At 69.3% G+C, this 26,004-nt stretch carries 20 protein-coding genes; 11 read left to right on the top strand and 9 right to left on the bottom strand.

Going from position 1 to position 26,004, the window contains the following annotated elements:
* Nucleotides 1-137 precede the first annotated feature (137 nt).
* The 6 genes from pufL (at nt 138) to DFR50_RS28265 (ending at nt 8,028) form a co-directional block, all read left to right on the top strand.
* Nucleotides 138-962 (top strand): photosynthetic reaction center subunit L, encoded by an 825-nt coding sequence (gene pufL, locus DFR50_RS28290; RefSeq protein ID WP_113893142.1) that lies wholly within the window; start codon nt 138-140, stop codon nt 960-962.
* Between the two features lie 17 nt (nt 963-979).
* Nucleotides 980-1,951, top strand: coding sequence for a photosynthetic reaction center subunit M (gene pufM / locus DFR50_RS28285; protein WP_113893140.1), 972 nt, complete (start codon nt 980-982; stop codon nt 1,949-1,951).
* On the top strand, nt 1,948-2,985 hold the full coding sequence (gene pufC / locus DFR50_RS28280) for a photosynthetic reaction center cytochrome PufC (RefSeq protein WP_113893138.1): 1,038 nt from the start codon (nt 1,948-1,950) through the stop codon (nt 2,983-2,985). The genes pufM and pufC overlap by 4 nt, the downstream gene beginning before the upstream one ends.
* Before the next feature lie 145 nt (nt 2,986-3,130).
* Complete coding sequence (gene rquA / locus DFR50_RS28275; RefSeq protein WP_113893136.1) at nt 3,131-3,871, top strand: rhodoquinone biosynthesis methyltransferase RquA; 741 nt, start codon at nt 3,131-3,133, stop codon at nt 3,869-3,871.
* A 333-nt stretch (nt 3,872-4,204) separates the two neighbouring features.
* Nucleotides 4,205-6,844: a selenium-dependent xanthine dehydrogenase gene (gene xdh, locus DFR50_RS28270; RefSeq protein ID WP_113893134.1), complete on the top strand. Its 2,640-nt coding sequence runs from the start codon at nt 4,205-4,207 to the stop codon at nt 6,842-6,844.
* Entirely contained in the window at nt 6,835-8,028 is a 1,194-nt protein-coding gene (locus DFR50_RS28265; RefSeq protein ID WP_210209066.1) for an amidohydrolase family protein, read from the top strand. Before xdh ends, DFR50_RS28265 begins: the two co-directional genes overlap by 10 nt.
* Nucleotides 8,029-9,287: 1,259 nt before the next feature.
* On the opposite strand, the gene DFR50_RS28260 is transcribed toward DFR50_RS28265, so the two are convergent.
* A complete protein-coding gene (locus tag DFR50_RS28260; RefSeq protein WP_113893132.1) occupies nt 9,288-9,506 on the bottom strand; it encodes a 4Fe-4S binding protein in 219 nt (72 codons plus the stop codon).
* Between the two features lie 187 nt (nt 9,507-9,693).
* On the opposite strand from DFR50_RS28260, the gene DFR50_RS28255 reads away from it, so the two are divergent.
* The gene (locus DFR50_RS28255) at nt 9,694-10,392 is read left to right on the top strand and encodes a substrate-binding domain-containing protein (RefSeq protein WP_113893130.1); all 699 of its coding nucleotides are present in this window, start codon (nt 9,694-9,696) and stop codon (nt 10,390-10,392) included.
* Nucleotides 10,393-10,562: 170 nt separating this feature from the next.
* Here the strand turns inward: DFR50_RS28255 and DFR50_RS28250 are convergent, their stop codons facing one another.
* From DFR50_RS28250 to DFR50_RS28220, 7 genes are all read right to left on the bottom strand, one after another.
* Nucleotides 10,563-12,095 carry an acyl-CoA synthetase gene (locus tag DFR50_RS28250; RefSeq protein ID WP_113893128.1) on the bottom strand — a complete coding sequence of 511 codons (1,533 nt, stop codon included), beginning with the start codon at nt 12,093-12,095 and terminating at the stop codon, nt 10,563-10,565.
* A gap of 59 nt (nt 12,096-12,154) precedes the next feature.
* Nucleotides 12,155-12,823 carry a glutathione S-transferase family protein gene (locus tag DFR50_RS28245; protein WP_113893126.1) on the bottom strand — a complete coding sequence of 223 codons (669 nt, stop codon included), beginning with the start codon at nt 12,821-12,823 and terminating at the stop codon, nt 12,155-12,157.
* A 112-nt stretch (nt 12,824-12,935) separates the two neighbouring features.
* The gene (locus tag DFR50_RS28240) at nt 12,936-14,099 is read right to left on the bottom strand and encodes an acyl-CoA dehydrogenase family protein (RefSeq protein ID WP_113893124.1); all 1,164 of its coding nucleotides are present in this window, start codon (nt 14,097-14,099) and stop codon (nt 12,936-12,938) included.
* A 65-nt stretch (nt 14,100-14,164) separates the two neighbouring features.
* Complete coding sequence (locus tag DFR50_RS28235) at nt 14,165-15,028, bottom strand: beta-keto acid cleavage family enzyme (protein ID WP_113893122.1); 864 nt, start codon at nt 15,026-15,028, stop codon at nt 14,165-14,167.
* Nucleotides 15,029-15,030: 2 nt separating this feature from the next.
* Complete coding sequence (locus tag DFR50_RS28230; RefSeq protein WP_113893120.1) at nt 15,031-16,971, bottom strand: ATP-binding protein; 1,941 nt, start codon at nt 16,969-16,971, stop codon at nt 15,031-15,033.
* On the bottom strand, nt 16,968-17,765 hold the full coding sequence (locus DFR50_RS28225; RefSeq protein WP_113893118.1) for an enoyl-CoA hydratase/isomerase family protein: 798 nt from the start codon (nt 17,763-17,765) through the stop codon (nt 16,968-16,970). Before DFR50_RS28225 ends, DFR50_RS28230 begins: the two co-directional genes overlap by 4 nt.
* A 2-nt stretch (nt 17,766-17,767) precedes the next feature.
* Entirely contained in the window at nt 17,768-19,378 is a 1,611-nt protein-coding gene (locus DFR50_RS28220; RefSeq protein WP_113893116.1) for an acyl-CoA carboxylase subunit beta, read from the bottom strand.
* Nucleotides 19,379-19,859: 481 nt separating this feature from the next.
* Here DFR50_RS28220 and DFR50_RS28215 point away from each other — a divergent pair, with 481 nt between their 5' ends.
* Nucleotides 19,860-20,111 (top strand): sulfurtransferase TusA family protein, encoded by a 252-nt coding sequence (locus DFR50_RS28215; protein WP_113893114.1) that lies wholly within the window; start codon nt 19,860-19,862, stop codon nt 20,109-20,111.
* A 151-nt stretch (nt 20,112-20,262) separates the two neighbouring features.
* Here the strand turns inward: DFR50_RS28215 and DFR50_RS28210 are convergent, their stop codons facing one another.
* Nucleotides 20,263-20,958: a GntR family transcriptional regulator gene (locus DFR50_RS28210; RefSeq protein WP_113893112.1), complete on the bottom strand. Its 696-nt coding sequence runs from the start codon at nt 20,956-20,958 to the stop codon at nt 20,263-20,265.
* A gap of 282 nt (nt 20,959-21,240) precedes the next feature.
* Between DFR50_RS28210 and DFR50_RS28205 the strand changes: the two genes are divergently transcribed.
* The 3 genes from DFR50_RS28205 to DFR50_RS28195 are packed head-to-tail and all read left to right on the top strand — an operon-like array spanning nt 21,241 to nt 25,989.
* Complete coding sequence (locus DFR50_RS28205) at nt 21,241-22,077, top strand: fumarylacetoacetate hydrolase family protein (RefSeq protein ID WP_113893110.1); 837 nt, start codon at nt 21,241-21,243, stop codon at nt 22,075-22,077.
* 52 nt (nt 22,078-22,129) lie between these two features.
* Complete coding sequence (locus DFR50_RS28200) at nt 22,130-25,108, top strand: molybdopterin-dependent oxidoreductase (RefSeq protein ID WP_113893108.1); 2,979 nt, start codon at nt 22,130-22,132, stop codon at nt 25,106-25,108.
* Nucleotides 25,109-25,122: 14 nt separating this feature from the next.
* The gene (locus tag DFR50_RS28195; protein ID WP_113893106.1) at nt 25,123-25,989 is read left to right on the top strand and encodes a 4Fe-4S dicluster domain-containing protein; all 867 of its coding nucleotides are present in this window, start codon (nt 25,123-25,125) and stop codon (nt 25,987-25,989) included.
* The last annotated feature ends 15 nt before the right edge of the window (nt 25,990-26,004 follow it).

Below are 26,004 nucleotides of genomic sequence, written 5' to 3'. Positions count from 1 at the left end.
ACGAACATATCGTGGGCGGGCGCGCTCCTGCGCCCGCCGACAGGTCACGCTGCGCGCAGGCGTGACGGGTGGCGAATTGGCCTCGACCGGCTCGGCTGGACGGTCGACGGCCGGCGTTCGAACGCGGAGAACCGACCGTGGCGATGCTCAACTTTGAACGAAGATATCGCGTGCGTGGAGGCACGTTGGTCGGCGGCGACCTGTTCGACTTCTGGGTCGGACCTTTCTACGTCGGCTTCTTCGGTGTGACGACCTTCATATTCACCGCCGTGGGGGTGGCGATGATCGTTTACGGGGCGGCGATTGGACCGACCTGGGACCCCTGGGCGATCAACATCGCGCCCCCGGACCTGAAATACGGGCTCGGATTCGCCCCGCTCAAGCAGGGCGGGCTGTGGCAGATCATCACGATCTGCGCCTCCGGGGCCTTCATTTCCTGGGCGTTGCGCCAGGCCGAGATCGCGCGCAAGCTCGGAATGGGCTATCACGTGCCCATTGCCTTCGGCTTCGCGATTTTCGCCTATCTGACGCTGGTTCTTTTCCGCCCCTTGCTCCTGGGCGCGTGGGGATATGGCTTCCCTTACGGCATCATGAGCCATCTCGACTGGGTGTCGAACACCGGCTACCAGTACCTGCACTTCCACTACAACCCCGCGCACATGATCGCGATCTCGTTCTTCTTCACGAACGCGCTCGCGCTCGCGATGCACGGCGGGTTGATCCTCTCCGCGGCGAACCCGCCCAAGGGCAAGCCGGTGCGGGAGACCGAGTATGAGGACACGTTCTTCCGCGACGCGATCGGCTACTCCATCGGCACGCTCGGCATCCATCGGCTGGGCATGTTCCTCGCGGTCTCGGCGGCGTTCTGGAGCGCCATGTGCATCATCCTGAGCGGCCCGTTCTGGACCCAGGGCTGGCCCGAGTGGTGGAACTGGTGGCTCAACCTTCCGATTTGGCGCTAGGACAGAGGAGCTGACCAATGTCCGCCTATGAGAACATCTTTAGCCCGGTCGAAGTCTGGCCGGAAAAGCCCGAGGAAGGCGTCCTCGGCGACATCGTGGAACGGGAAAAGGGAACGATCTTCGTTTACCTGCTCGGCCTGATCGGCAACGCCCAGATCGGTCCGATCTATCTCGGAACGCTCGGCGTCGTGTCGCTCGTCTTCGGCTTCATGGCCTTCGAGATCATCGGCCTGAACATGCTGGCCTCGGTCCACTGGAACCCGATCCAGTTCGTGCGCCAGCTGCCCTGGCTGGCGCTCGAGCCGCCGAAGCCGGAATACGGCATCGGCATCGCTCCCCTGGCGGAGGGCGGCTGGTGGCAACTGGCGGGCCTGTTCCTCACCCTGTCGGTCCTGACGTGGTGGGCGCGCATCTATCGCCGCGCCAGGGCGCTGGGGCTCGGAACCCATGTCGCCTGGGCCTTCGCCTCTGCGATCTTCCTGTTCCTGTCGATCGGCTTCATCCAGCCGCTGCTGATGGGGCACTTCAGCGAGTCGGTGCCGTTCGGCATCTTCCCGCACCTCGACTGGACCGCGGCGTTTTCGATCCGGTACGGCAACCTCTACTACAACCCGTTCCACATGCTCTCGATCGCGTTCCTGTATGGCTCGGCGGTGCTGTTCGCGATGCACGGCGCGACCATCCTGGCAGTCGGCCGCTACGGCGGCGAGCGCGAAGTCGAGCAAATGATCGACCGCGGCACGGCGGCGGAACGCGCGCAGCTGTTCTGGCGCTGGACGATGGGCTTCAACGCCACGATGGAATCGATCCATCGCTGGGGCTGGTGGTTCGCCGTCCTCGTCACCTTCACCGGCGCCATCGGCATCCTGCTGTCCGGCACGGTCGTCGACAACTGGTATATCTGGGGAATTCAGCACGGTCTGGTGCCGACGTATCCGCACGCGGTTCCGCCGGTCGTTGACCCACTAGTGACGGGAGCCGGGCAATGAAGATCGTCGCCGCACTTTTCGGCGTCGTCATAGCGACGCTCCTGACGGTCGCGATGCTGTTCACCGCAGGGTGGGTGCATCCGCCGATCCTCAGCACCCAGGCCGGGTTCCGCGGCCTGGCCCTGAACCAGCTCACCACGCCTGCAGCCAAGGCCAAACTCGAACTGGCCAACGCCCTGCCGGCGGCGATCGAGGAGGGCCCGCCCGATGGGCCGAAGGCCTCCGAGGTCTACCAGAACGTCCAGGTTCTGAAGGACCTCTCGGCGGTCCAGTTCAACACCTTGATGGCGGCGATCACGACCTGGGTCGCCCCCGATCAGGGCTGCAACTACTGCCACAACCCGGACAACCTGGCTGACGACGGCAAGTACACGAAAAAGGTCGCCCGCCGGATGATCCAGATGGTCCAGCACGTCAACACCGACTACAAGGCGCACGTCGCCAACACCGGCGTCGTCTGCTGGACCTGCCACCGCGGCAACCCGATTCCGAAGTACACTTGGACCAATGGAGAGGGCTATCCGCAGGCGACCGGAGGCTTCGCCACGACCAACCGCGGCATGGGTCATCCCAGCTGGGCCAACGGGTCGACCGCGCTGCTGCAGGACCCGTACGGGCCTCTGGACAGCCAGGCTTCGGTCGTGAACGTTCGCGTCCAGCCGACCCGCGCGCTGCCGCTCAACAGCAACGGCCCCTCGTATCAGGACGCCGAAAACACCTACTCGCTGATGATCGCGATGTCGAAGGGTCTGGGGGTCAACTGCACCTTCTGCCACAACAGCCGCGCGTTCTGGAGCTGGGAGGAGAGCCTGCCGCAGCGCGTGACCGCGTGGCACGGCATGCAGATGGCCCGGGACCTCAACGTTTCCTACCTCGATCCGCTCAAGGACCTGCTTCCTGCGGAACGGCTCGGGAAACTCGGGGACGCTCCGAAGGCTAACTGCATGACTTGCCATCAGGGGGCGAACAAGCCGCTTCTCGGCGTGAGCCTGGCGAAGGACTGGCCTGCGTTGGGTGGAACGGCGGCGAAGTAAACCGCTCGTAACGCAAAAGGGTCGATGCGACGATAATTCGCATCGACCTTTTTCTTTGCGCAAGTCTATATGCAGCCGCGATTCCTTCATGCGTATCGTTCTTCCGCCCAGGCGGAATCGGCGAGCGACCGAACCGGAGGGTGGAATGAATATCAGGGTCACGACGACCGCAGACGCCGCATCGGGCGCCGCGGTGTCCCGCGGCGCTGTGGCCGAGGTCCCTGCCTACCTCGAGAAGGTCTACTGGTGGACCTACGTTCGGCCCTGGGCGATCCGACTGTTCGAGCGCCAATGGCTGATCAACGCGATCGTGTTCGGCAACTATGCGCGCCTGCGCGACAAGGCGCTCGACCTGCTCGGCCCGGCGCGGCTGTCCGGGCGAACGCTGCAGATCGCCTGCGCCTATGGCGACCTGACCAACCGCCTCGCAGCGCGGGTGCAGGAGGGCGAGGGCCACCTCGACGTCATCGACGTCGTTCCCGCCCAGATCGAGAATATGCACGGGAAGCTTCCGCCCGGCGCGCCCGTCCGGGGACTGGTTATGGACTCCGCCGACCTCGACCTGCCCGACGGCCGCTACGATCGGGCGGTGCTGTTTCTGCTCCTGCACGAGCAACCGGACGACTGGCGGCGCAAGACGCTCGCCGAGGCGTGGCGTGTGGTGCGCCCCGGCGGGCGCATCGTCATCGTCGACTACGCGCGCCCGAAGTGGTGGAGTCCCTTCCGCTACATCATGCCGCCCGCGCTCGCGCTGCTCGAGCCGTTCGCGCTCGACATCTGGCGCGACGAGATTCAAACATTCCTGCACCCGGCCGCGACGGTCCGAAGCCTCCGCCGCGAGTCGGTGTTCGCCGGCCTCTACCAGGCGGTCGTGATCGAGCGCTGAGCGCCCGAATTTCGGGCGCGGGCGCTTCGCCCGCGCGCCGTGCCGAGGAGATCGGCGATGCGACACGCGCCGCATCGAATCGGCCGCGGCAAGACAGGCGCATCGACGGCCTTCGGCGGCGGCGCGCCGCGGTGCGGGCCTCTCGACTCCTGCCGACCGGGCCGACCGGCCTTCGAACCCCGCGCCGTCCGCCACGACGGTGACGGGCCCCGGGACGGCTGCGACAAAGAAACACCTGCCGCGCCCCCGGGTCCGGGCATAACTGACATGCGGCGCGCGCGTCCCGGATGCGGCAAGAGACGGGGACGCCGCGACGACGATCGGGCGGACCGCATGAAGACGATTCAGTTCAAGCTCAACGGCGAAGCCCGGCAGTTCGAAGCCCCGGCGGACCAGCTGTTCCTCGAAGCCCTGCGCGAAACCTTCGGGATCAAGTCGGTGAAGGCGGGCTGCTCGCCGCAACGGGAATGCGGCAGTTGCCTGATGCTGTTCGACGGCCAGCCGAAGCTCGCCTGCGCCGTCCGCTCCGAGCAGGTCGAGGGCCGGTCGATCACCACCCTCGAGGGCGTCTCCGACAATGAGCGGCGCCTGTACGCCGACGCCTTCCAGGCGGCCGCCGGCCTGCAATGCGGATTCTGCACCCCCGGGCTGGTGCTGCGGATCAAGTGGATCACCGACCAGGGCGAGCGCCTCGGACGCGCCGAGTTGGCGAAGCTCATCGACGGGCACCTTTGCCGCTGCACCGGCTACGCAAAGATCCTCGATGCGGTCGAGATGATCCAGGACGCCAAGCTCGGCGGGGCGGCGCCGTCGCCGGTCGTCGAGGACGGCGGGGTCGGCAAGCGGCTCCGGCGCTACCAGGGCGCCGAACTCGCGCTCGGAATCCGGCCCTTCGTCGCCGACATCGACGCCCCAGGCCTCCTCTATGGGGCGGTCGTCCTGTCGCGCCACGCCCGCGCGCGCATCGTGCGCGTCGATGTGTCGAAGGCGCTGGCGCTGCCGGGGATCGCGGGCGTCGCGACCGCCGCCGACGTGCCCGGCGACCGCTGGGTCGGGCAGATTTACGCCGACTGGCCGGTGCTCGTTGCGGAAGGCGAAGAGGCCCGCACTGTCGGCGACGTGCTCGCGGCAGTCGCCGCCGAGACGCCGCGCCTCGCCCGCGAGGCGGCCGCGCTCGTCGAGGTCGAATACGAGCCGCTCCCCCCGGTGCTCGACCCGGCCGAGTCGATTGCCATGGGCGCGCCGCAAATCAACCCGAGGCACGCCAACGTGCTCTCGACCACGGCTTACGCGCGCGGCGACGTCGAGGCGGCGCTCGCTGCTTCCGCCCATGTCGTCAGCGGCGAATGGCGGACGCAGCGCATCGAGCACCTGTTCCTCGAACCGGAGGCGTGCCTCGCCAGGCCCTTGCCCGACGGCCGCCTGCACGTGCTCACCCAGAGCCAGGGCATCTTCGAGGACCGCCGCCAGATCGCCGCGGTTCTCGGCGAGCCGGAGGCGCAGGTGTTCGTCGAACTGGTCCCGAACGGCGGCGCCTTCGGGGGCAAGGAGGACATGACGATCCAGGCGCAGACGGCGCTTCTCGCCCGCCTGACCGGCCGCCCGGTGCGGATCGAACTCACGCGGGAAGAGTCGATCCGGATGCACCCGAAGCGCCATCCGCTGACCATGACCTACACGGTCGGATGCGACGCCGACGGCCGGCTGACGGCTGCGAAGATCCGCATCCTCGGCGATTCGGGCGCCTACGCCTCCGTCGGCGGCAAGGTGCTCGAACGCGCCGCCGGCCACGCCTGCGGCCCCTACCGCATGCCGGCGCTCGACGTCGAGGCGATCGCCGCCTACACCAACAACCCGCCGTGCGGCGCGATGCGCGGCTTCGGCGTCAACCAGACGAGCTTCGCCATCGAAGGCGCCATCGATCTGCTCGCCGCCAAGGCCGGCCTCGACGGCTGGGAGATGCGGTTTCGCAACATCGTGCAGGTTGGCGACATGACGACGACCGGCCAGACGCTGGAGAAGTCGGTCGGCGCCGAGCGGACGCTGCTCGCGGTGAAACCCGCCTGGGACGCCGCGCGCAAAGCGGGCCGGGCGGTCGGCATCGCCTGTGGCGTCAAGAACTCCGGGCTCGGCAACGGCGCGATCGAATACGGCCGGGCGCGCCTGACCGTCGAGTCGGGCGGGATCGTCGGCCTCTACACCGGCTTCACCGAGATGGGACAGGGGCTGCTCACCATCCTCACCCAGTGCGCGGTCGAGGTCACCGGCCTGCCGGCCGCCGTCTTCCGGCCGCGGGTCGACAGCCGCTTCGAACTCGGCTGCGGCGAGACCACCGGATCGCGCGGCAGCCTGCTCGCCGGGCGCGCCACGATCGACGCGGCGCAAAAGCTGAAGGCCGACCTCGACGCCGGGCGAACGCTGGCCGACCTCGTCGGAACCGTCTACGCCGGCGAAGTGCGGATCGACGACACGACGGGAGGCCAGCCGAAGGGCGGCAGGGTCAAGACCCACACCACCTACGGCTTCGCGACCCAGGTGGTCGTGCTGAACGAGAAGGGCGCGCTGGAAAAGGTGATCGCCGCCCACGACGTCGGCCGGGCCCTCAACCCGCAGCAATGCGAGGCCCAGATCGAGGGCGCCGTGCACATGGGGCTCGGCTACGCCCTCACGGAAGAACTTCCCTGCAAGGACGGCTGGCCCGTGACCTTCAAGTTGCGCGAGCTCGGCGTCCTGCGCGCGCAGCACATGCCCGAGGTCGAGGTGATTCTGGTCGAGGAGCACGAGCCCGAGGGGCCGTTCGGCGCCAAGGGCGTGGGCGAGATCGGCCTCGTGCCGACGGCGGGGGCGGTCGCCGGCGCGCTCGCAGCCTTCGACGGCGTGCGCCGGACCCGCTTGCCGATGAAGGACTCGCCGGCTGCGCGCGCGATCAACGTCGGCCGCATCCCCGACCGCGAGCGCGACCGGTGGCGGTGACCGCCGCCCTCGTCGTCGGCCCCGACCGCAACGGACGGAGCGTGGCGATCGACGGCGGGCGCGTGGTCGCGGAGGCGCCGAAGGGCGCGGCGCGGCTCGCCTGCGGCGACGGCGAGATCGTCCCCGGCGCCGTCTGCGCCCACACCCACCTTTACAGCGGCCTCGTCCGCTACGGCTTGCCGCCGCCCGACCCACCGCCGCGGAGTTTTCCGGAAATCCTGCAAAGCGTGTGGTGGCGCCTCGACCGCGCCCTCGATGAAGCGAGCCTCGCCGCCGCCGCGCGCGATCATGCCGCCCGGGCGCTGCTCGCCGGCGTGACGACGCTGGTCGACCATCACGAATCGCCGAACCTGATCGAGGATTCGCTTCCCCTTGTCGTCGAGGCCTGCGCCGGCCTCGGCGTCCGGGCGCTGGTCGCATACGGCGCGACCGAGCGCAATTTCGGCCGCAACGAGGCGCGGCGCGGACTCGAAGCTTGCCGGCGCGTCGCGCCCTCCCCGCTGGTCCGCGGTCTCGTCGGCCTGCACGCGAGCTTCACGGTGTCCGACGAGACGATCCGCGACGCCGGCGCGCTGGCGCGGGAACTCGGCACGGTCGTGCACGTCCACGTCGCCGAGGATCGGGCCGACGTCGACGACGCCCGCCGCCGCGGCTGGGCCGGGCCGCTCGAACGACTGACGGCGCTCGACGCGCTGCCTCGGGGCTCGATCCTGGCGCACGGCGTCCATTGCTCCGCCGAGGCGGTGCGGCGGGCGGGCGACGCGGGCGCGTGGTTCGTCCACAACCCGCGCTCCAACGAAAGCAATCGCGTCGGCTACGCCGCAACCTTGTCCGCGACAGGCCGCGTGGCGCTCGGAACCGACGGCTTCGACCCGGACATGGGCGCGGAAGAGGCGGCCCTGCGCCGGCTCGCCGCCGAAAACGGCGACACCCGGATCGACGGTCGCCTCGCGGCCGGGCACGGCCTCGTGGCGGAGCGCTTCGACGCCGCGGCCGAGCCGCTCGCGCCGGGATCGCTCGGCGACTGTGTCGTCCGGCGCGACGACGCGGTCGTTCACGTCGTGGTCGACGGCCGCGTGGTCGTCGAGGGCGGCAGGCTCGTCACCGGCGATGCCGAACGAATTTTTGCGCTGGCGCGCGAGCAGGCGGCGGGCCTGTGGGCGCGAATGGCGGAGCTCCATTAGGGCTTGCGTCCGAGGCCGCCCACCCTGGCGCTGCGCGCCGTCCGAGGGCCTCCTATGGTTTCCATCACAGCGGCGGATCCGGAACCGTCTCCGCTGTCTGCGATCGCCGGCGCGAACGCCGGGTGTCGCGGGCGATGACCGGTCGGCCTTGCCGTCTCCGCGCCCATTGTGACGCGCTGCAACGCGTTCGGAGCTTTGACCCTTCCGAGGGAACCGGGCGCTCGACGGCGCGCCCCCTCTTCCGGCGCCGCGCTCTTGTCGCCGCGCCGAGAGCGGAGACAGGCCCCGACGTCGGCCGGTTTTGAGCGTTTTCAGCAGTTTGTGCGGGATTTTCCGGGCGGCTGCAACTCCCGAGCCGGCAGCGAACAGCGCCGTCATCGCGAGCGAAGCGAAGCGATCCAGGGCCGCTGAGCTGCTGTTGCGCCCTCTGATCGTCCCGCCGCCCTTCGTTGCGAGCAGAAGACGGAGCGATTTTTTCCGCAGGAGGCAAGCGGCGGCATGGGTTGCTTCGTCGCTTCGCTCCTCGCAATGACGGGGTTGGCGGTTACGGGCGGCTGCAACACCCGAGCCGCCGTGCTCGCGAGGAGCGACCCCCGGACTTGGATCCTGACTTGGATCCGGGGGGAAGTGGCGATCCAGGGGGGCGTGGCCAAGTATGCCGGGCGTCGCCGCGCTTCAACGTCGGCGCAGGCGGCCCCTGGATCGCCGCGTCGCCCTTCGGGCTCCTCGCGAGGACGGCGCGAAGCGTCATCGCCCCCGCCTCGGGGTCGACGACCGCCGGTCATTCCCAAGCTGCGCCAAGGCTTGGGTGTTACGGGCGGGCGCAACTCCCGAGCCGGCTGTAACAGCGGCGGTCGCGCCGCCCAACGGGAGGGCGCCTGTCCCGGGCTTCCGGGGCCGCCCCCTCCAGGGCGACGCGTCCGGCTCATCGCGAACGGCCGGCTCGCTCGTTGGGCCGCGATGCGCGGCCGGCGACCGCGTCTTCAGGCGGGCGCCCGACGAGGGGCGAGTCCGCGCAGGTTCTGCTTCTGGATGTCAGACAGCCGGACGCTTTCGTCGGCAGCGACGCGCGCCAATCGAAAGCACCGTAGTCCATATTTCTCTTTTTCGCAACAAATTGTCTGCCGAGCGCTCTGCTTCCCCAACCCCTCGGCGACCGCATCCGAGCCCCTGCGGCTCGAAGCCGTCGTTCGGAAGCCGTGTCCCATTCCTCCCGCGGGGAAGGTGGCGCGAGCGCCGGACGAGCGCGCCCGCCGGCCTCAGCCTTCGGCGGCGGAAGCGGCTTCGTCCGGCACGCAGCAGCCCTCCACCGGGCAGACCGAGGCGCAGTGCGAAGTGTCGAAAAACCCCTTGCACTCGGTGCACTTCGCCGGATCGATCACATAGGTGAAGCGGTCCATGCTGATCGCTTCGTTCGGGCAGTCCAGCTCACAGGCGCCGCAGCTCGTGCAGAGATCGGCGACGATCCGATAGGCCATGTCTTGTCTCCGCCGCCGTCCGTGTCCGAGCGGCTTCCCTCAAGCGCATTTCTTAAGACCGCCGCCGGCTTTCGACAATCGGCGCGGACGCGGCGGATGGTCACGGCGGCTCAGGCGAGGCGGCTTGGGCCGCCGGGCGCGCCGCGCTATACCGGCCTGCGAGACCCGCCTTTCCCCGGAGGACGTCATGGCGCACCCGATCACCGGCATTTCCTCCATGGCGACCCGGCGCGCGCTCGGCGAGCTGACGGAACGCTACGCGGCGTCGACGGGCAAGCCGGTTTCAATCGAGGCGATCGGCGGCGTCGACGCGGCCAGACGCGTCCGGGCAGGCGAGCCGTTCGACCTCGTCGTCCTCGCCGACGACGTGATCGCGAAACTCGAGGCCGAGGGGCATGTCCTCGCCGGAACCGCCGTCGGGTTCGTCCGTTCGGCGATGGCGCTCGCGGTCAAGGCCGGCGCGCGTCGGCCCGACATCGGCGACGGCGAGGCGGTCAAGGCCGCGCTCATGACGGCGCGCTCGATCGGCTATTCGACCGGGCCGAGCGGAACCCACCTCGTCGAGATTCTGAAGACCTGGGGTCTCGATCCCGCCGGCGACGCCCCACGCCTCGTCCAGGCCAGGCCCGGCGTCCCGGTCGCGGCCCTCGTCGCGGGCGGCGACGCCGAGATCGGGGTCCAGCAGCTCAGCGAATTTCTCGGCGAAGCGGGCATCGCCATCGTCGGCCTCGCGCCGCCGCCGGTCCAGTCAGTCACCACCTTCTCGATCGGCGTCGGCGCCGGCTCGACGCGGGTCGAGGAGGCGCGGGCGCTGATCGCCTTCCTCAACGGGCCCGAGGCCGCCGAAACCAAGCGCCGGTTCGGCATGGAACCGGCGCAGGCGTAGCCGGGCGAATATCGGGCGCCGGCGCTCTGGTAGTCCGGGCTCGGCGAGCGCGGGACACGGCCAGCGGCCGCGTCTGCAACGACGGCCCGACTTTCGCCCCGGTACGCGTCTGCGGGTTAGCGAAGTGCGGGCCTCGTCGCGATGACGCCGCGCCGGACCCGGCCGCGGCCTCACTGCTGCGCCGCCGCCCTGCCCGCTTGCCCAAACGTCTGGCGCAGCTGGCGTTTCAGGATTTTCCCGGTCGCGTTGCGCGGCAGCGCGGTCACCAGTTCGAGCCGCTTGGGCAGCTTGTAGTGGGCGAGGCTTTGTTCGGCGAAGGCGCGCAGCGCCTCGAGCGTCAGCGTCTCGCCGGGCTTCAGCGCGACCACGGCCACGACCTTTTCTCCCCATTGCGGATCCGGCTCGCCGATCACCCCGACCTCGGCGATCGCCGGATGACGCATGAGCTGGCTCTCGATCTCGGCCGGATAGACGTTCTCGCCGCCGGTGATGATCATATCCTTGATGCGGTCGCTGATGGTGAGGAACCCATCCGCGTCGAAGAAGCCGGCGTCGCCGGTGCGGAACCAGCCGTCCCCGTCGATCGCCATGGCGGTGGCGTCGGGGAGGCCCCAGTAGCCCTTGGTCACGTTGGGCCCGCGCACCAGAATCTCGCCCTGCTCACCCGGCGCGGTCAGCTCCCGGCCGACGGAATCGACGATTCGGACCTCGACGAACATCGGCGTCCGGCCCGAGGAGCCGATCTTGGCCAGCGCGTATTCCGGGCTGAGTATGCTGACCATCGGCGAGGTCTCGGTCAGGCCGTAACCCTGCTGCATCATCACGCCGCGCGCGAGCCAGACGTTGAGGACCGGAACCGGACAGGGCGCGCCGCCGACGACGAGCAGGCGCAGCGACGACAGGTCGGCTTCGGCGAAGCCCGGGGCCTGAGCCATGAACAGGAACATCGCCGGCACGCCGAACATGGTCGTGACCTTGTGCGCCGCAATGTCGGCCAGCGCCCGGCCGGGATCGAACGCCCGGCTGAGGACGACGAGCGCGCCCTTCTGCAAGGCGGCCAGCATCGTCACGTTCAGGCCGCCGATGTGGAAGATCGGCGCGTGCACGAGCGTGACGTCGTTCGCCAGCACGTCCATCGCATGCATGGCGCTCGCGTTGTTCCACCAGAGATTGCCGTGCGTCAGCATCGCCCCCTTGGGCCGGCCGGTGGTCCCGGACGTGTACATGATCAGCGCGACGTCGTCCTCGAGCGCCCGGATCTGGGAAGGGACCGGCGGCGGCCCCTCGATCCAGCCCGCCTCGTCCTCGGCGGCGAGCGTCGCCTCGAGCGAGGCCAGCCGCGCCAGCTGGGGCTCGATCACCGGACGATGCGCCGCGTCGACGATCAGCGCGCTCGCCGCGCAGTCGTCGATCATGAAAGCGAGTTCGGGTCCGGTGAGGCGGAAATTGAGCGGGACGAAGATCGCCCCGAGACGCGCCGACGCGAACATGGCGAACAGGAACATCGGCTGATTGGCGCCGAGGAAGGCGACGCGGTCGCCCTTCCCGATCCCGATCGCGGCGAGACGGCCGGCGCAGTCTTCGATCGCCCGCTGCATGGCGCCGTAGCTCCAGTCGCGGCCCTCGAAATGCAGCGCCCGGCGTTCAGGCGTGCGAACGCTGCGCTCGCGAAACCAGTTGGCGAGCCCGATGTCCGGCGTCATCTTTCCTCCCCGTCGCTTGTCTCTTTGTTGGGGGAGTTCACCACGAAGGACACGAAGAGTCACGAAGGGGGCGCGTTCTGCTTCTGCGGCGCGTGGAGTTGCTCGGCGGCGGCGGTCGTCTGCGCGTCCTTGGCGCGATGGAAGCCGGGGCGCTCGCGAAGGCGGCGGTAATAGGCCTTCATCGACTCCGGCGCCTGATCGAACAGGCCGACCACCTTGAGCAGCATCAGGGCGTAGGCGACCGAAATATCGGCGACGGTGAAGCGGCCGGCGGCGACATAGTCCGCCCCATCCATCAGGGTCTCGAATGCAGCCAGTCGGCCGAGCGTCCAGCGGGCGTAGTCGGCGACCGCCTGCGGCAGGCGACGTTCCGGCGGCTCGAGGGTGGAGTAGCGCAGCACCAGCGTCTGCGGGAAGGTCAGCGTCGCCTCGCCGCAATGAAGCGCGTTGAGATAGGCGCCGTAACCGGGCTCGTCTGGCCTGACGGCCAGCGGCGGGCCGGCGTAGCGCTCGGCGAGATACTGGCAGATCGCCGCCGATTCCGTCATCCGCGTCTCGCCGTCGATCAGGAACGGGATGGTGCCGAGCGGGTTCACCTCCAGATATTCGCGCGCGAGACGGCGCGGCGGGAACGGCAGCATCCGCAGTTCGTAGGCGACCCCGACCTCTTCCAGCGCCCAGAGGGCGCGGAACGAGCGGGCGTCGACGCAGTGGTAGAGCGTGATCATGGCAACCTTTCCCGATCGTCATTGCGAGCGAAGCGAAGCAATCCTGCCGCAGGGCGCGGCGGGTGGCGTGGATGGCTTCGCTTCGCTCGCCATGACGGATGAAGTGGCGGGTCTAAAGCCCCATCTGCCGGCTGGCGAGGTCCTTCATGATCTCTTCCGTTCCCGCCCCGATGGCGTTGACCTTCACCTCGCGATAGATCCGCTCGACCTTGACGCCGCGCAGGTACCCTGCGCCGCCGAAGATCTGCACGCCTTCCGAGGCGCAGAAGGCGAGGGTCGTGGTCGCCTGGTTCTTCAGCATGCAGATTTCCGCGACCGGGTTTTCGCCCTGCTCCAGCCGCCAGGTCAGCAGTTCCAGCATCGCCTGCGACGCCTCGATCTTCATCGCCATGTCGACGAGCTTGTGGCGGATCACCTGATGCTGCACGATCGGCTTGCCGAAGGCCACGCGCTGCTTGGCGTAGGCGATCGCCTCCTCGAGGCAGACCCGGGCGGCCGAAATCGCGCCCGCCGCGCCGTGCAGGCGCTCGTCGTTGAAGTTGAGCATGATGGCGCGGAACCCCTCGCCCTCCGCGCCGATCAGGTTCTCCGCCGGAACCCGCACGTTGTCGAAATAGAGGGTCGCGGTGTCGGAGCACCACCAGCCCATCTTCTGAAGCGGGGTGCGCTGCAGGCCTTCGGGCTCGCCCTCGATCAGGATCAGGCTCACGCCCGACGCGCCGGGGCCGCCGGTGCGCGCCGCGAGCGTGATGAAATCGGCGCGCATCCCCGAGGTGATGAAGGTCTTCGAGCCGTTGATCACATAGTGATCGCCGTCGCGCCTCGCCGTCGTGCGCAGGTTCGCGACGTCGGAGCCGCCGGACGGCTCGGTGATGGCGAGGGCCGAGATTTTTTCGCCCGACAGGATCTGCGGCAGCACCCGCGCCTTCATGGACTCCGCGCCGCGGTGCAGGATCGGCGGCGCGCCGATGGTGTGGGAAAACAGGCCCGCGCCAACGCCGCCGCAGCCCGCCCGGGCGATCTCCTGCATGGCGATGATGCGCATGAAGCGGTCGCCTTCCGTGCCGCCGTAAGCCTCCGGGAAGCCGAGGCCCATGTAGCCGACCGCCGCGGCCTTCCGATACAGCTCGCGCGGAAACGCGCCGGCCTCGTCCCACGCGTTGCAATAGGGCTCGATCTCGCGGGCGACGAACCGGCGCAGGGTGTCGCGAAAAGCCTCGTGCTCGGCGCTGTAGAACGGGCTCTTGCGCACGACGTCGAACACATGGGCAGTCATCTTTTCGGCTCCTTCTCTGGCCTGTAGACGCGGTCGCTGACCGCGTCCGCGCTCAACGAGCGCGGCTACCGTGCAAGTCCGAGCGCCGCGCGCGCCTCCTCCGGCGACGCGATGTCCCGGCCCGCGCCGCGCGCGGCGAACACAAGCGCCGCAATCAGATCGCCGTTGGAGGCGGCGCGCGAACCGTCCGGCAGGTAGATCGTGTCTTCGAGGCCGGTGCGCAGGTCGCCGCCGAGCTCGGCGGCGCGGCGGTGCAGCGGCCAGATCTCTGCCCGCCCGATCGCGGTCACGCTCCAGCGCGCGCCGGGCGTCGTATGGCGAAGCAGGATCGGCAGCAGGTCCGGGTCGGCCGGCATGCCGGACTCGACGCCCATCACGAAATTGTATTTGGGCGGCCGGGGAAAGCCGTTCAAGCGCGCGATCGCCGCCGCCGTGCGGACGATGCCGGTGTCGAAACATTCGAACTCCGGCTCGATCCCGCATTCACGCATGACGGCGAGAAAGGCCGCGACCTTGTCGACGGAATTGTCGAACAGCATCGGCGGCCACGCCCACGTCCCGTCGCCGCGGGTCTTCAAGTAGTTGAGCGAGCCGGCGTTGAGCGCCGCGATCTCCGGCCTGACCGCGCGCAGGCAGGCGAGCGGGCCGGACAGGTCGGGGCCGACGATCCCGGTGGTCTGGTTGACGATCACGCCCGGGCAGGCGTCGCGGATGGCGGCGACGACGGCGGTCGCGACCTCGGGAGCCCAGGAAGGCAGGTGGCCCTTCCCGGGCTCGAGCCGGCGGAAATGCACGTGGACGACGCTCGCGCCCTCGTCGGTCGCGCGCCTCGCCTCGCGCGCCATCGCCTCCGGCGTGACGGGAGCGGGATAGACCGCCGGGTCGGTCAGGACGCCGGTCAGCGCGCAGGTGACGACGGCCTTGTCCATGGTCAGTTCTCCTGCGGCGCGAGCGTGAAAAGAACGGCCTGCGCGCGGGTCTGACGGCCCGCGACGGCGTGCGCCTCCGCGACCGCCCCGTCGATCGGGGCCAGGATGGCGTAGTGCATCTTCATCGCCTCGACGGTGGCGAGGATCTGGCCCCGCTTCACGACATCGCCGGCTTTCGCCTCGACCGCGACGACGATTCCGCTGACCGGCGCGCGCACCGCGCCGCCGCCTTCGTCCGCGTCCCGCGCCGCCGGCGGCGCATAGCTTCGGTCGGCGAAGCGCCGGCAGGCGCCCTCGACGTCGAGCCACAGCGCCTCGCCGTCGCGGGCATAGGCCGCGCGGACAGCGACGCCGTCGATGGCGTAGCGCGCCACGCCGCCGTCGGCGTCGATCAGGCGAAGCGCGACCTCCTCGCCGTCGATGGCGACGACCGTCTCCGCGCCCTGCCGCCTGACCGAGACGCGGCGCTCGCCTCCGTCGACGTCGATCTTCAACGGCGCCGCGCGCCATCCGGCGGTCGGCTGCGGCGGACGTCCGCGCTCGACCAGGAGCGCCGCGGCCAGCGCGAGCGCCGTGCGGCTCGCCTCCCGCCGCTTGAACGGCGCGTCGCCGACGAAGGCGGTGGTGGCGCGCCCGTCGACGAATTCGGGCCGGCCGAGCGCATGAAGCAGGAAATCGCGGTTGGTGACGACGCCCGCGACGAAAGTCGCCTCGAGCGCACGCACGAGCCTGCGGCGCGCCTCCTCGCGGGTCGCACCGCAGGCGACGACCTTGGCGAGCATCGAATCGTAATACGGCGTCACCGCCGATCCGGCCTCGACGCCGGCGTCGACCCGCACGCCCTCGGCCGTCGGCGGCCGCCACGCCGTGATCGTCCCGATCGAGGGCAGGAAGTCGGCGGCCGAATCCTCGGCGTAGAGCCGCGCCTCGATCGCGTGGCCGCGAAGGGTCACGTCGGGTTGCGAGAACGGCAGCCGCCCGCCCTGCGCGACCCGGAACTGGAGGCGCACGAGGTCGATTCCGGTCACGCATTCCGTCACCGGGTGCTCGACCTGGATGCGGGTGTTCATCTCGAGGAACCAGAAGCGGCCGTCGGAATCGAGCAGAAACTCGACCGTGCCCGCCCCGACATAGCCGACCGCCGCGGCCGCCCGGACGGCGGCCTCGCCCATCGCCGCGCGCAGCTCGGGCGACACCGCGGGCGAGGGCGCCTCCTCGATCACCTTCTGATGGCGGCGCTGGATCGAGCAGTCGCGCTCGCCGAGATGGACGATGTGTCCGGCCTCGTCGCCGAAAACCTGCACCTCGACGTGCCTGGCGTTGAGGAGCGCGCGTTCGACGAGCAGGCGACCGTCGCCGAAAGCGGCCTCCGCCTCGACCCCGGCGGCGGCGATCGCCGCCGCAAGGGCCTCGGGCTCGCGCACGATGCGCATGCCTCGGCCGCCGCCGCCGGCGGCCGCTTTCACCATGACCGGATAGCCGATCCGCCGCGCCTCGGCGGCGAACCGCGCGGGCGACTGGTCGGCCCCGTGATAGCCGGGCGCACAGGCGACGCCGGCCGCCTCCATCTTCGCCTTGGCCGCGCTCTTGTCGCCCATGGCGCGGATCGCCTCCGGCGGCGGACCGACGAAGACGAGGCCGGCCGCGGCGCAGGCCTCGGCGAGGTCGGCGTTCTCGGCGAGGAAGCCGTAACCGGGATGGAGCGCTCCGGCGCCGGTCGCCCTGGCCGCGTCGAGCAGCGCGCCGATCGCGAGATAGGAGCCGGCCGGCGGCGACGGGCCGATGCGGACGCTCGAGTCGGCGAGCCGGACATGGGGCGCGTCCCGATCGGCGTCGCTGTGGACGGCGATGACCCGAAGCCCCTCGGCGCGCGCGGCGCGCATGATCCGGCAGGCGATCTCGCCGCGGTTGGCGATCAGCACCGAGGAAAAGCGTGCGCTCATGCCGACCCCTTCGCCCAGGCGGGGGGGCGTTTCTGGGCGAAGGCCGCGAGCCCCTCGCGCCCCTCCGCGCCACGCAGCGCCGCCGCGAAACTCAGCGCCGCCGTCTCGACATAGGTTTCCCGCGGCTCCACGGCGCAGGCGCGAAAAAGCCGCTTCGTCTCGGCGTTGGCGCCGGGGGCGCAGCGGGCGATGGAAGCGAGCAGGCCGCCGAGCGCCGCGTCGCGCTCCGCCTCGCTGTCGCAATAAAGATCAGCGAGGCCGACGGCGGCGGCCTCGCGACCGTCGAGCCGCGCGCCGGTGAGCGCGAGGCGCCGGGCGACCTGTTGGCCGAGGCGGGCGACCAGGTAGGGCGCGATCTGCGCCGGGGGGATGCCGAGGCTGGTCTCGGTCAACGCAAAGCGGGCCCTCGGCGTCACGATCACGATGTCGGCGGCGGCGGCGAGGCCCATGCCGCCGCCGACCGCCGCGCCGTCGACGACCGCGATGGTGACGAAGGGCAGGCTCGCGAAGCGGGCGAAGAAGCGCCCACCGGCGGCGTTCAGCGCCTGCAGCGGATCGGCCTCTCCGGCGACGGCAGGCGTCGTCAGCGCCGCCGACAGCGCCTTCAGGTCGGCGCCGGCGCTGAAGGCGCCGCCTTCGCCCTCGACCGCCAGGGCCGCCAGATCCTTCGGCGCGGCGTCGAGGGCGCGCTCGATCGCGGCGACCATCTCGGCCGACAGCGCGTTCTGGCGGCGCGGGTCGGCGAGGGTCAGAACCAGGCTTCGGCCGACGGCCCGTGTGCGGACGAGCGTCATGGTCAGAACCTCGCCACGCCGAACGCGTTCGGCCGCAAGGCGCGGGCGTCGCTCTCCGCGCAGGTGTCGAGGCAGAAAGAGAGCACCGAACGGCTGTCGCGCGGGTCGATCAAGCCGTCGTCCCAGAGGCGGGCGGTGGCGAACAGCGCGGTCGACTGCTTGTCGTATCCGGCGACGATCATCGCCCCCATCGCTTTGGTCTTCGCCTCGTCGAACGGCTGCCCGCGCGCGTTCGCCGAGTCCTCGGCCACGATCGCCATGACCCGCGCAGCCTGTTCCCCGCCCATCACCGCCACGCGCGCGTTCGGCCACGAGAACACGAAGCGCGGCCCGAAACTGCGGCCGCACATTCCGTAGTGGCCGGCGCCGAACGAACCGCCGATCTGAAGCGTGAGCTTGGGCACGCTGGCGTTGGTGACGGCCTGGATCATCTTCGAGCCGTGCTTGACGATGCCCGAGCTTTCGGCTTCCACGCCGACGAGATAGCCGGTGGTGTTCTGCAGGAAGACGATCGGCAGGCCGGCCTGGCAGCAGAGCTGGATGAACTGCGCCGCCTTGCCGGCCCCGGCCGAATCGATCGGGCCGTTGTTGCCGACGAGGCCGATTCCGCGGCCCTCGATCGCGGCATGGCCGCAAACGGTCGCCGGGCCATGGCCGGGCTTGAAGTCGAGAAACTCCGAGCCGTCGACGACCCGGGCGATCACCTCGCGCACGTCGTAGGGCTTGCGGTAGTCGACCGGCACGACACCGAGCAGTTCCTCCGGGTCGTAGAGCGGCGGGGAGCTGCGCGGGCGGGGCGGCGGCGCGCTCCAGACGACGCGGGCGAGGATCTCCCGGCCGATCCGCAGGGCGTCGGCGTCGTCCTCGGCGAGATATTCGGCGAGGCCCGTCGTGACGCTGTGCAGCTCCGCGCCGCCGAGCGCCTCGTCCGCGGCGATCTCGCCGGTCGCGGCCTTGAGCAGCGGCGGGCCGGCGAGGAAAACCTTCGAGCGGCCGCGCACCATGACGACATAATCGGCGAGCCCGGTCTGATAGGCGCCGCCCGCGGTCGAGGAGCCGTGGACGATCGAGATCACCGGGATTCCCGCCGCCGACATCCGCGCCATGTTGGCGAAGGTCGCGCCGCCGCGCACGAACATCTCCGCCTGGAGCAGCAGATTGGCGCCGGCGCTCTCGACCAGTTGCACGTAGGGCAGCTTTTCCCGGAGCGCGATCTCCTGCGCCCGGATCGCCTTCTCCACCCCCATCGGGTGGGCGGCGCCGCCCTTGATGCCGGAATCGTTGGCGGCGACGAGGCAGCGCACGCCCGAGACGAAGCCGATCCCGGCGATCAGGCCGCCGCCGTAGACATTCTCCCGGCCGTCGTCCTCGTGCATGCCGAGGCCGCACAGGGTCGACAATTCGAGAAAGGCGGACTCGCGATCGAGAAGCCAGTTCAGTCGTTCCCGGGGCGGCAATTGCCCGCGGGAGCGGAACTTTTCGTCGGCGCGGCCGGATGCGGCGCGGACCTTGCGCTCGAGGTCGCGAAACCCTGCGATCAGTTCGAGATGGGCGATGCGATTGGCGCGAAACGCTTCGCTCTCGACGATGACGTTCGACGCGATCGCCGGCATGCCGCCGCTCCCTCCCGTCCCGCTGCTGCCCGGGATCGTTCACATATGATCGGTAACAGACCACGAGAACCGGCGGGAAGTCAAACGGGGCGCCGCGAGGTTCGGGTGACCGGAGCGGATTTGCGGGCGCCGGTGTAGGGCGGGGTCGCTGACCTGGTCGGAGACCCCGCCGGCGCGCTCGACGAGCGCGCCCCGCAACCGGGCCGGGCCCTTCGCCATCCGCGCGAGGCGCCCGAAGGGCGACGCGGCGATCCAGGCGCCGCCCGGGCGGATGTCGAAGCGCGGCGCTGGCGGCAGGCCCTGTCATCGGCCCGGTCCCCCTGGATCGCCACGTCGCTTCGCTCCTCGCGATGACGTCGGAAAGCGCCGCCGTCCCAGCCCCCTCGGCCGGCCGATTGACACGGCTCGCTCTCTCCTCCAGTCGACGCGGCTGGCAATCGCCGGCGCCCGGCGATCCTTCAGGAGCGAGGCTGAGACCGTCATGGCCGACTCGACCGCGACCGACGACGGAGTCGTCGTGCTCGATCTTCGCGGCCTCAATTGCCCGCTGCCGGCCCTGAGGACGCGCAAGGCGCTGTCGCGCATGGCCCCGGGCGCGCGGCTTCGCGTCCGCTGCACCGACCCGCTCTCGGTGATCGACATCCCGCACCTCGTCGCCACCCGCGGCGACGTGCTCGAGGGCCAGTCGCGGGACGGCGACGTCTACACGTTTTCGCTGCGCCGATCGGGCTAGAGCCGGCCGGGCGCGTCCGGCCCCGTCCGCGGGGCGTCAGGTCCCGTGCGGACCACAGCCTTCGGCGATCACCCGCTGCGCCCGACGAATCCGATCATGCGCACGGGCGCCCTCGCGACCGGGAGGGCCCGGGGGAGCGGAGTCGCACCCCTCAAACGGCCCTGCGCCGCTTGTCATCGTCCGCGGCGTCCGGGCGTCCGAACGAACCGGTGATGATTGCGGCGGTGGCGCGCAGGTGCTCGCTGATCGCCTTCGCCGCCTCGGCGCCGTCGCGCGCGATGGCCGCGTCGAAGATCCGCCTGTGCTCGCCGGCCACGTCGCGGTCGCGGTCGACCACGCCGGAATACCGGCGATAGCGCTCGGTCTGCTGATAGAGCTGCGAGCGGATCTGCAGGAGCTTCGCCGAGCCGCAAGCCTTGACCAGCGCCTCGTGGAACGCCCCGTGCGCGAGCGCCCATTGATCCGTCGGCAGGCCGCGGTCGTCCTCCTCGCGCTCCGAAATTCTCGAGAGCCGATGCCATGCGGCGACGAGATTGGTTTCCCAGTCGAGATCGCCGCGCGCGATCGACCGCGCCAGGGCGGCGCCCTCGATCTCCACGCGCGCCTCGGTGAGGTCCTGCAGATCCTCGACCGACAGGGGGGCGACACGATAGCCCTTCTGCGACTCGGCGATCACGAGATCCTCCGCGCCGAGCCTCGACAGCGCCTCGCGCACGGCGCCGAGACTCACCTCCGACGTCGCGGCGATGTCGTTGATCCTGAGCTTGCTGCCGGGAAGAATGCGGCAGGCCAGAATGTCGGCGCGAAGCGCATCGAACATGCGGTCCGATTGGGTCTTGCTGCTCATGCCCTCCGCCCTCCGGCCCCGTTCGCGTCGCGGCGCGCGGACAGGTCCCGCCCGCGCCTGGGGCGGAGGCGTCCCGCCCGCCCGCTCGAGCCGCTCCCCGGCCGATCGCTGCCGTCGGATATGACGGCGACGCGAGCTGGCGCAAGCGTTCAATCCGCCCGCGGCGTCTCACAAAATATCTTATGTGGAAAAAAATATATTTTCAATCGCCAAATCTCGTGCTATCGAGGAAATACATTCAAGTCCGACATCGGCTGCGGCCATGACGAAGGGGAGGAAACGATGCGGCTTTTCCGACACGGCGCGGTTGGCTCGGAGCGGGCCGGAGCGCTCGACAGAAACGGCGTCAGGCGCGACCTGTCGCTCCTCGTCCCCGACATCACGCCCGAATGGCTGTCCCCCGACAAGCTCGGCGCGCTCGCGGCGATCGACCTCGAGAAACTGCCCGTCGTGTCCGACGGCGCGCGGCTCGGCGCGCCCGTCGCTGGAATTCGTCAGTTCATCGCCATCGGCCTGAACTATCGCAAGCACGCCGCCGAAGCCGGCATGCAGATCCCCAACGACCCGGTCGTTTTCAACAAGGCGATCACCTGCATTCACGGCCCCAATGACGACCTTCGCTGGCCGCAGGGATCCGAGAAGATGGATTGGGAGGTCGAACTCGCCTTCGTCGTCGGGACCAAGGCGCAGAGTGTCGGCCGCGAGGCCGCCCTCGGGCACATCGCCGGCTATTGCCTCGCCAACGACGTCTCCGAGCGCGAGTGGCAGGCCAATCGCAGCGGCCAGTGGGTCAAGGGCAAGAGCTTCGACACGTTCGGGCCGCTCGGTCCCTGGCTGGTGACTGCGGACGAGATCCCCGATCCGCAGGCGATCCCGCTGACCCTCTCGGTCAACGGCGCCGTGCGGCAGAAGAGCGGTACGAACGACATGATCTTCACCGTGGCCGAGATCCTGTCGCACCTCAGCCAGTTCATGACGCTGTTGCCGGGCGACGTGGTCGTCACCGGGACGCCGGAGGGCGTGGGGGCCGGCATGAAGCCGCCGCAGTTCCTGAAGCGCGGCGACGTGATCGAACTCGACGGCGGGATCCTCGGCTCGCAACGGCAGACCGTCGTCTAAGCGACAAGGCAAAGACCTTCGAAGACGATAACAATCGCGGGGAGCGAAACGGATGGACCTGCTCAAGCTCAAGTTCATTCTCTTCATGGTCTCGCAGGTCCTGCGTAGCTCCATCAAGAAGTATGGCGCGGTACGAAAGCATATCGGCAAGACGCGCGCCGTGGTGCAGGTGAAGCTGCGCGACGGTTCGCTCGGCCGCTGGTACGACATCTCGATCGATGGCGTAAAGAGCAAGGCCGGGCTGCACGCGAAGCCGGACGTGATCGTCGACATCCTCGACGTCGACACCGCGCTCGCCTTCCTCAACCCGAACGCCGACCAGGCCGAGATCATTCACGCGATGAAGAATTTTCGCGTGCTGCTGATCGGTCCGGACCATCTCGCGGTCTGGTTCGCACAACTGATGAACCTGACCGCGAGCGCCAAGCTCGAGTACGGCGCGAAGATGCCGGACGGATCGACCCGTTACACGCAGAACGGCAACGGCGGGCCGACCTTCGTCTATGTGAAGGACGGCAAGATCCTGCGCATTACGCCGATCGACCTCGACCCGAGCGACGCCCCGAGCTTCGTCATCCGCGCCCGCGGCAAGACGTTCTCGCCCGATCGGCGCGTCAGCATCAATCCGCACGCGCAGACCCTCAAGTCGATGGTCTATTCCGACAAGCGCATCCTCTATCCGATGAAGCGCGTCGACTTCGATCCGAACGGCGCGCGCAATCCGCAGAACCGGGGCAAGTCGGGCTACGTCCGCATCAGCTGGGACGAGGCGTTCGACATGGTCGGAAACGAGATCAAGCGCCAGCGCCAGGTCTACGGGCCCGGCGCGCTGGCGATCTGGCACGGCTCGCATCACCAGTGGGGCAACGTCGGCTACTATCTGTCGGCGCTGCTGCGCTTCGGCAATCTCCTCGGCTTCACCCGCGTCCATCACAACCCGGATTCCTGGGAAGGCTGGTACTGGGGCGCGACCCATCACTACGGCAATTCGATGCGCGTCGGCGTCTCGGGCATGTACGGCCTGGTCGAGGACTGCCTGAAGGAAGCCGAGATGATCGTCTTCTGGTCGAGCGACCCGGAATCGACCAACGGCTACGCCGCCGGCTACGAGGGCACCAAACGGCGCCTGTGGGCCAAGGACCTCGGCATCGAGATGGTCCACATCGATCCGAACTTCAACCCGACGGCGCAACTCTTCGGCGGCCGCTGGATTCCGATCCGGCCCGGGACCGATCCGGCGCTCTCGCTCGCGATCATGAACGTCTGGATCAACGAGGGGCTGTACGACAAGGACTACGTCGCCAACCGCACGACCGGCTTCGAGGAATGGCGCGACTACGTGCTCGGGGTCGAGGACGGCGTGCCCAAGACGCCGGAATGGCAGGCGGACGAGACCGGAATCCCCGCCCACGTGGTGCGCGCGCTGGCGCGCAAGTGGGGCAATCGCAAGGTCTATCTCGGCGCCGGCGGACCGGGCATCGGCTTCGGCGGCGCGTGCCGCAACGCCACCGGCACGCAGTTCGCCCGCAATCTGGTGATGATGATGGCGATGCAGGGCCTCGGCAAGCCGGGGGTCAATTTCGGCAACCTGCAGTACGGCACGCCGCTCGACCCGTACTTCTGGTTCCCGGGCTACGCGGAGGGCGGCATTTCGGGCGAACTCCAGTGGACCGCGGCCGCGCCGCACACCTACTGCCGCATGCCGCACATCCTCAGCATGAACCCCGTCCAGCAGATGGTGCCGCGCCAGCGTCTGCCCGAGGCAATCATCGACGGCTACGCAAGGGGCTATCCGTGGGACGGCTTCTCGAACGAAGCGCAGTTCCAGGCCTACGAATATCCCAAGCCCGGCTATTCGAAGATCCACATGCTCTACCGCTACGGAACCTCGACCTTCGGCACGATCGCCAAGTCGGGCCGCTACATCGACATGTTCCGGCACGAGTCGATCGACATGGTCGTCAACCAGGCGATCTGGATGGAGGGCGACGCGCATTTCGCCGACGTGATCCTGCCCGCCTGCACCTCGTTCGAGCGCTGGGACATCTCGGAAGTGGCCAATTCGGGCGGCTACATCCACCACAACACCCACGGCCTCAATCACCGCATGGTGATGATGCAACACAAATGCATCGAGCCGCTAGGCGAATCGAAATCGGACTACGACATCTTCACCGGCATTCTCAACCGCATGGGAACGGGGGCGATGTTCACCGAAGGGTGCTCGGATCTCGACTGGGCGCGGCGCCTGTTCATGGCCTCGGACGCCTCGAAGCGGGTGAAGTGGGCCGATTTCGTCAAGAAGGGCTATTACGTCGTGCCGCCGGAGCCCGAGGCGATCCGGACGCCGCGCAACTACGGCTGGTTCGCCGAAGGGCGTCCCAAGGACGCGCCCGAGCCGATCCCGATGCCCTCGCAATGGTCCGGCGACTTCCTCAAGGGGCTGTCGACCCAGTCGGGCAAGATCGAGTTCATCCCGAATTCGCTCAAGCGCTTCGACGCGGTCGATCCGGAACGCAATCCGCTCAACCGCTACGTGCCCTCCTGGGAGGGGCCGCGCACCGAAGCTCTGGTCAAGAAGTTCCCCGTCCAGATGATCTCGACCCACTCGCGCTACAGCTTCCACACCTACGGCGACGGCAAGGACTCCACGATCAACGACATCAAGGACCACCGGGTGAACGTCGGCGGCCGCCTCTACTGGGTGATGCGGATCAACGACGAGGACGCGAAGGCGCGCGGGATCGCCCACAACGACCTGATCCGCGTCTTCAACGACCGCGGCTCGGTCGTGTGCGCGGCCGACGTCAGCCCGCTCACCATGCGCGGCGTCTGCAAGACCTACGAGTCGAGCGCCGAGTCCGACTTCCAGCACGACCCGCGCTACGGGCTGGTCGACTTCGGCGGTTGCGTCAACATCCTGACCCCCGACCGCCCGCAAACCCGCAATACCGACGGCATGGGCTCCAACGCCTGCCTCGTCCAGTTCGAGACCTGGACGCCGCCGGAACATGCGCTTTTGCGCGCCTGAACGGAGCCCGACCGATGACCCAGTCGACACCCCGGCCGACGGCGCGATGGAACCTCATCGTCGACGTCGCGCTCTGCGAAAACTGCAACAATTGCATCCTCGCCACCAAGGACGAGTACGTCGGCGCCGATTTCCCCGGCTACAGCGCCGGACACGCGCGCCACGGCAGAAGCGTGATCGAGATCACCCGTCACATGCGCGGCTCCGGCCACATGGTCGACGTGACCTACGTGCCCAGGCTCTGCAATCATTGCGACGACGCGCCCTGCATCAAGGCCGCGCCGGACGCGGTGCGGAAGCGCGACGACGGAATCGTCGTCATCGATCCGGTCGCCGCGAAGGGCAGGAAGGACCTGGTCGGCGCCTGCCCGTACGGCGCGATCGTCTGGAACGAGGAGGCGCAGCTGCCGCAGAACTGGACCTTCGACGCCCACCTCCTCGACCAGGGCTGGACCGAGCCGCGCTGCGCCCACTCGTGCCCGACCGGCGTGTTCACCTCCGTCAAGGCGGACGACGCCGAGATGACGCGGCGGGTCGACGCGGAGAGGCTCGAGACGATCCGCCCCGAGCTGAAGACCCGGCCGCGCGTCTGGTACAAGAACCTCGGCCGGGCGAAGAGCCACTTCGTCGGCGGCGCCGTGATCGGCAAGGTGCAGGGCGTCACCGAATGCATCGAGGGCGCCGAGGTGGCGCTGATCGCCGACGGACAGACGCTTGCAACGGCGCGCACCGACGCCTTCGGCGACTTCAAGTTCGACGGGCTGACCCGAACGACCGGCGACTACACGGTCCGGATCACCCGTGAAGGGTTCCCGCCGGCGACGGCCAAGGCCAAGGCCGGCGTCCCGACCTATCTGGGAGAACTTTCGCTCGGCGGCTGAGCCCGCGGCCGGAAC

The organism is Roseiarcus fermentans, from assembly GCF_003315135.1.
In the GTDB taxonomy this organism is placed as follows: Bacteria; Pseudomonadota; Alphaproteobacteria; order Rhizobiales; family Beijerinckiaceae; genus Roseiarcus; species Roseiarcus fermentans.
The sequence above is the reverse complement of the archived record's forward strand: the minus strand, read 5'-3'. Positions and strand labels throughout refer to the sequence as shown.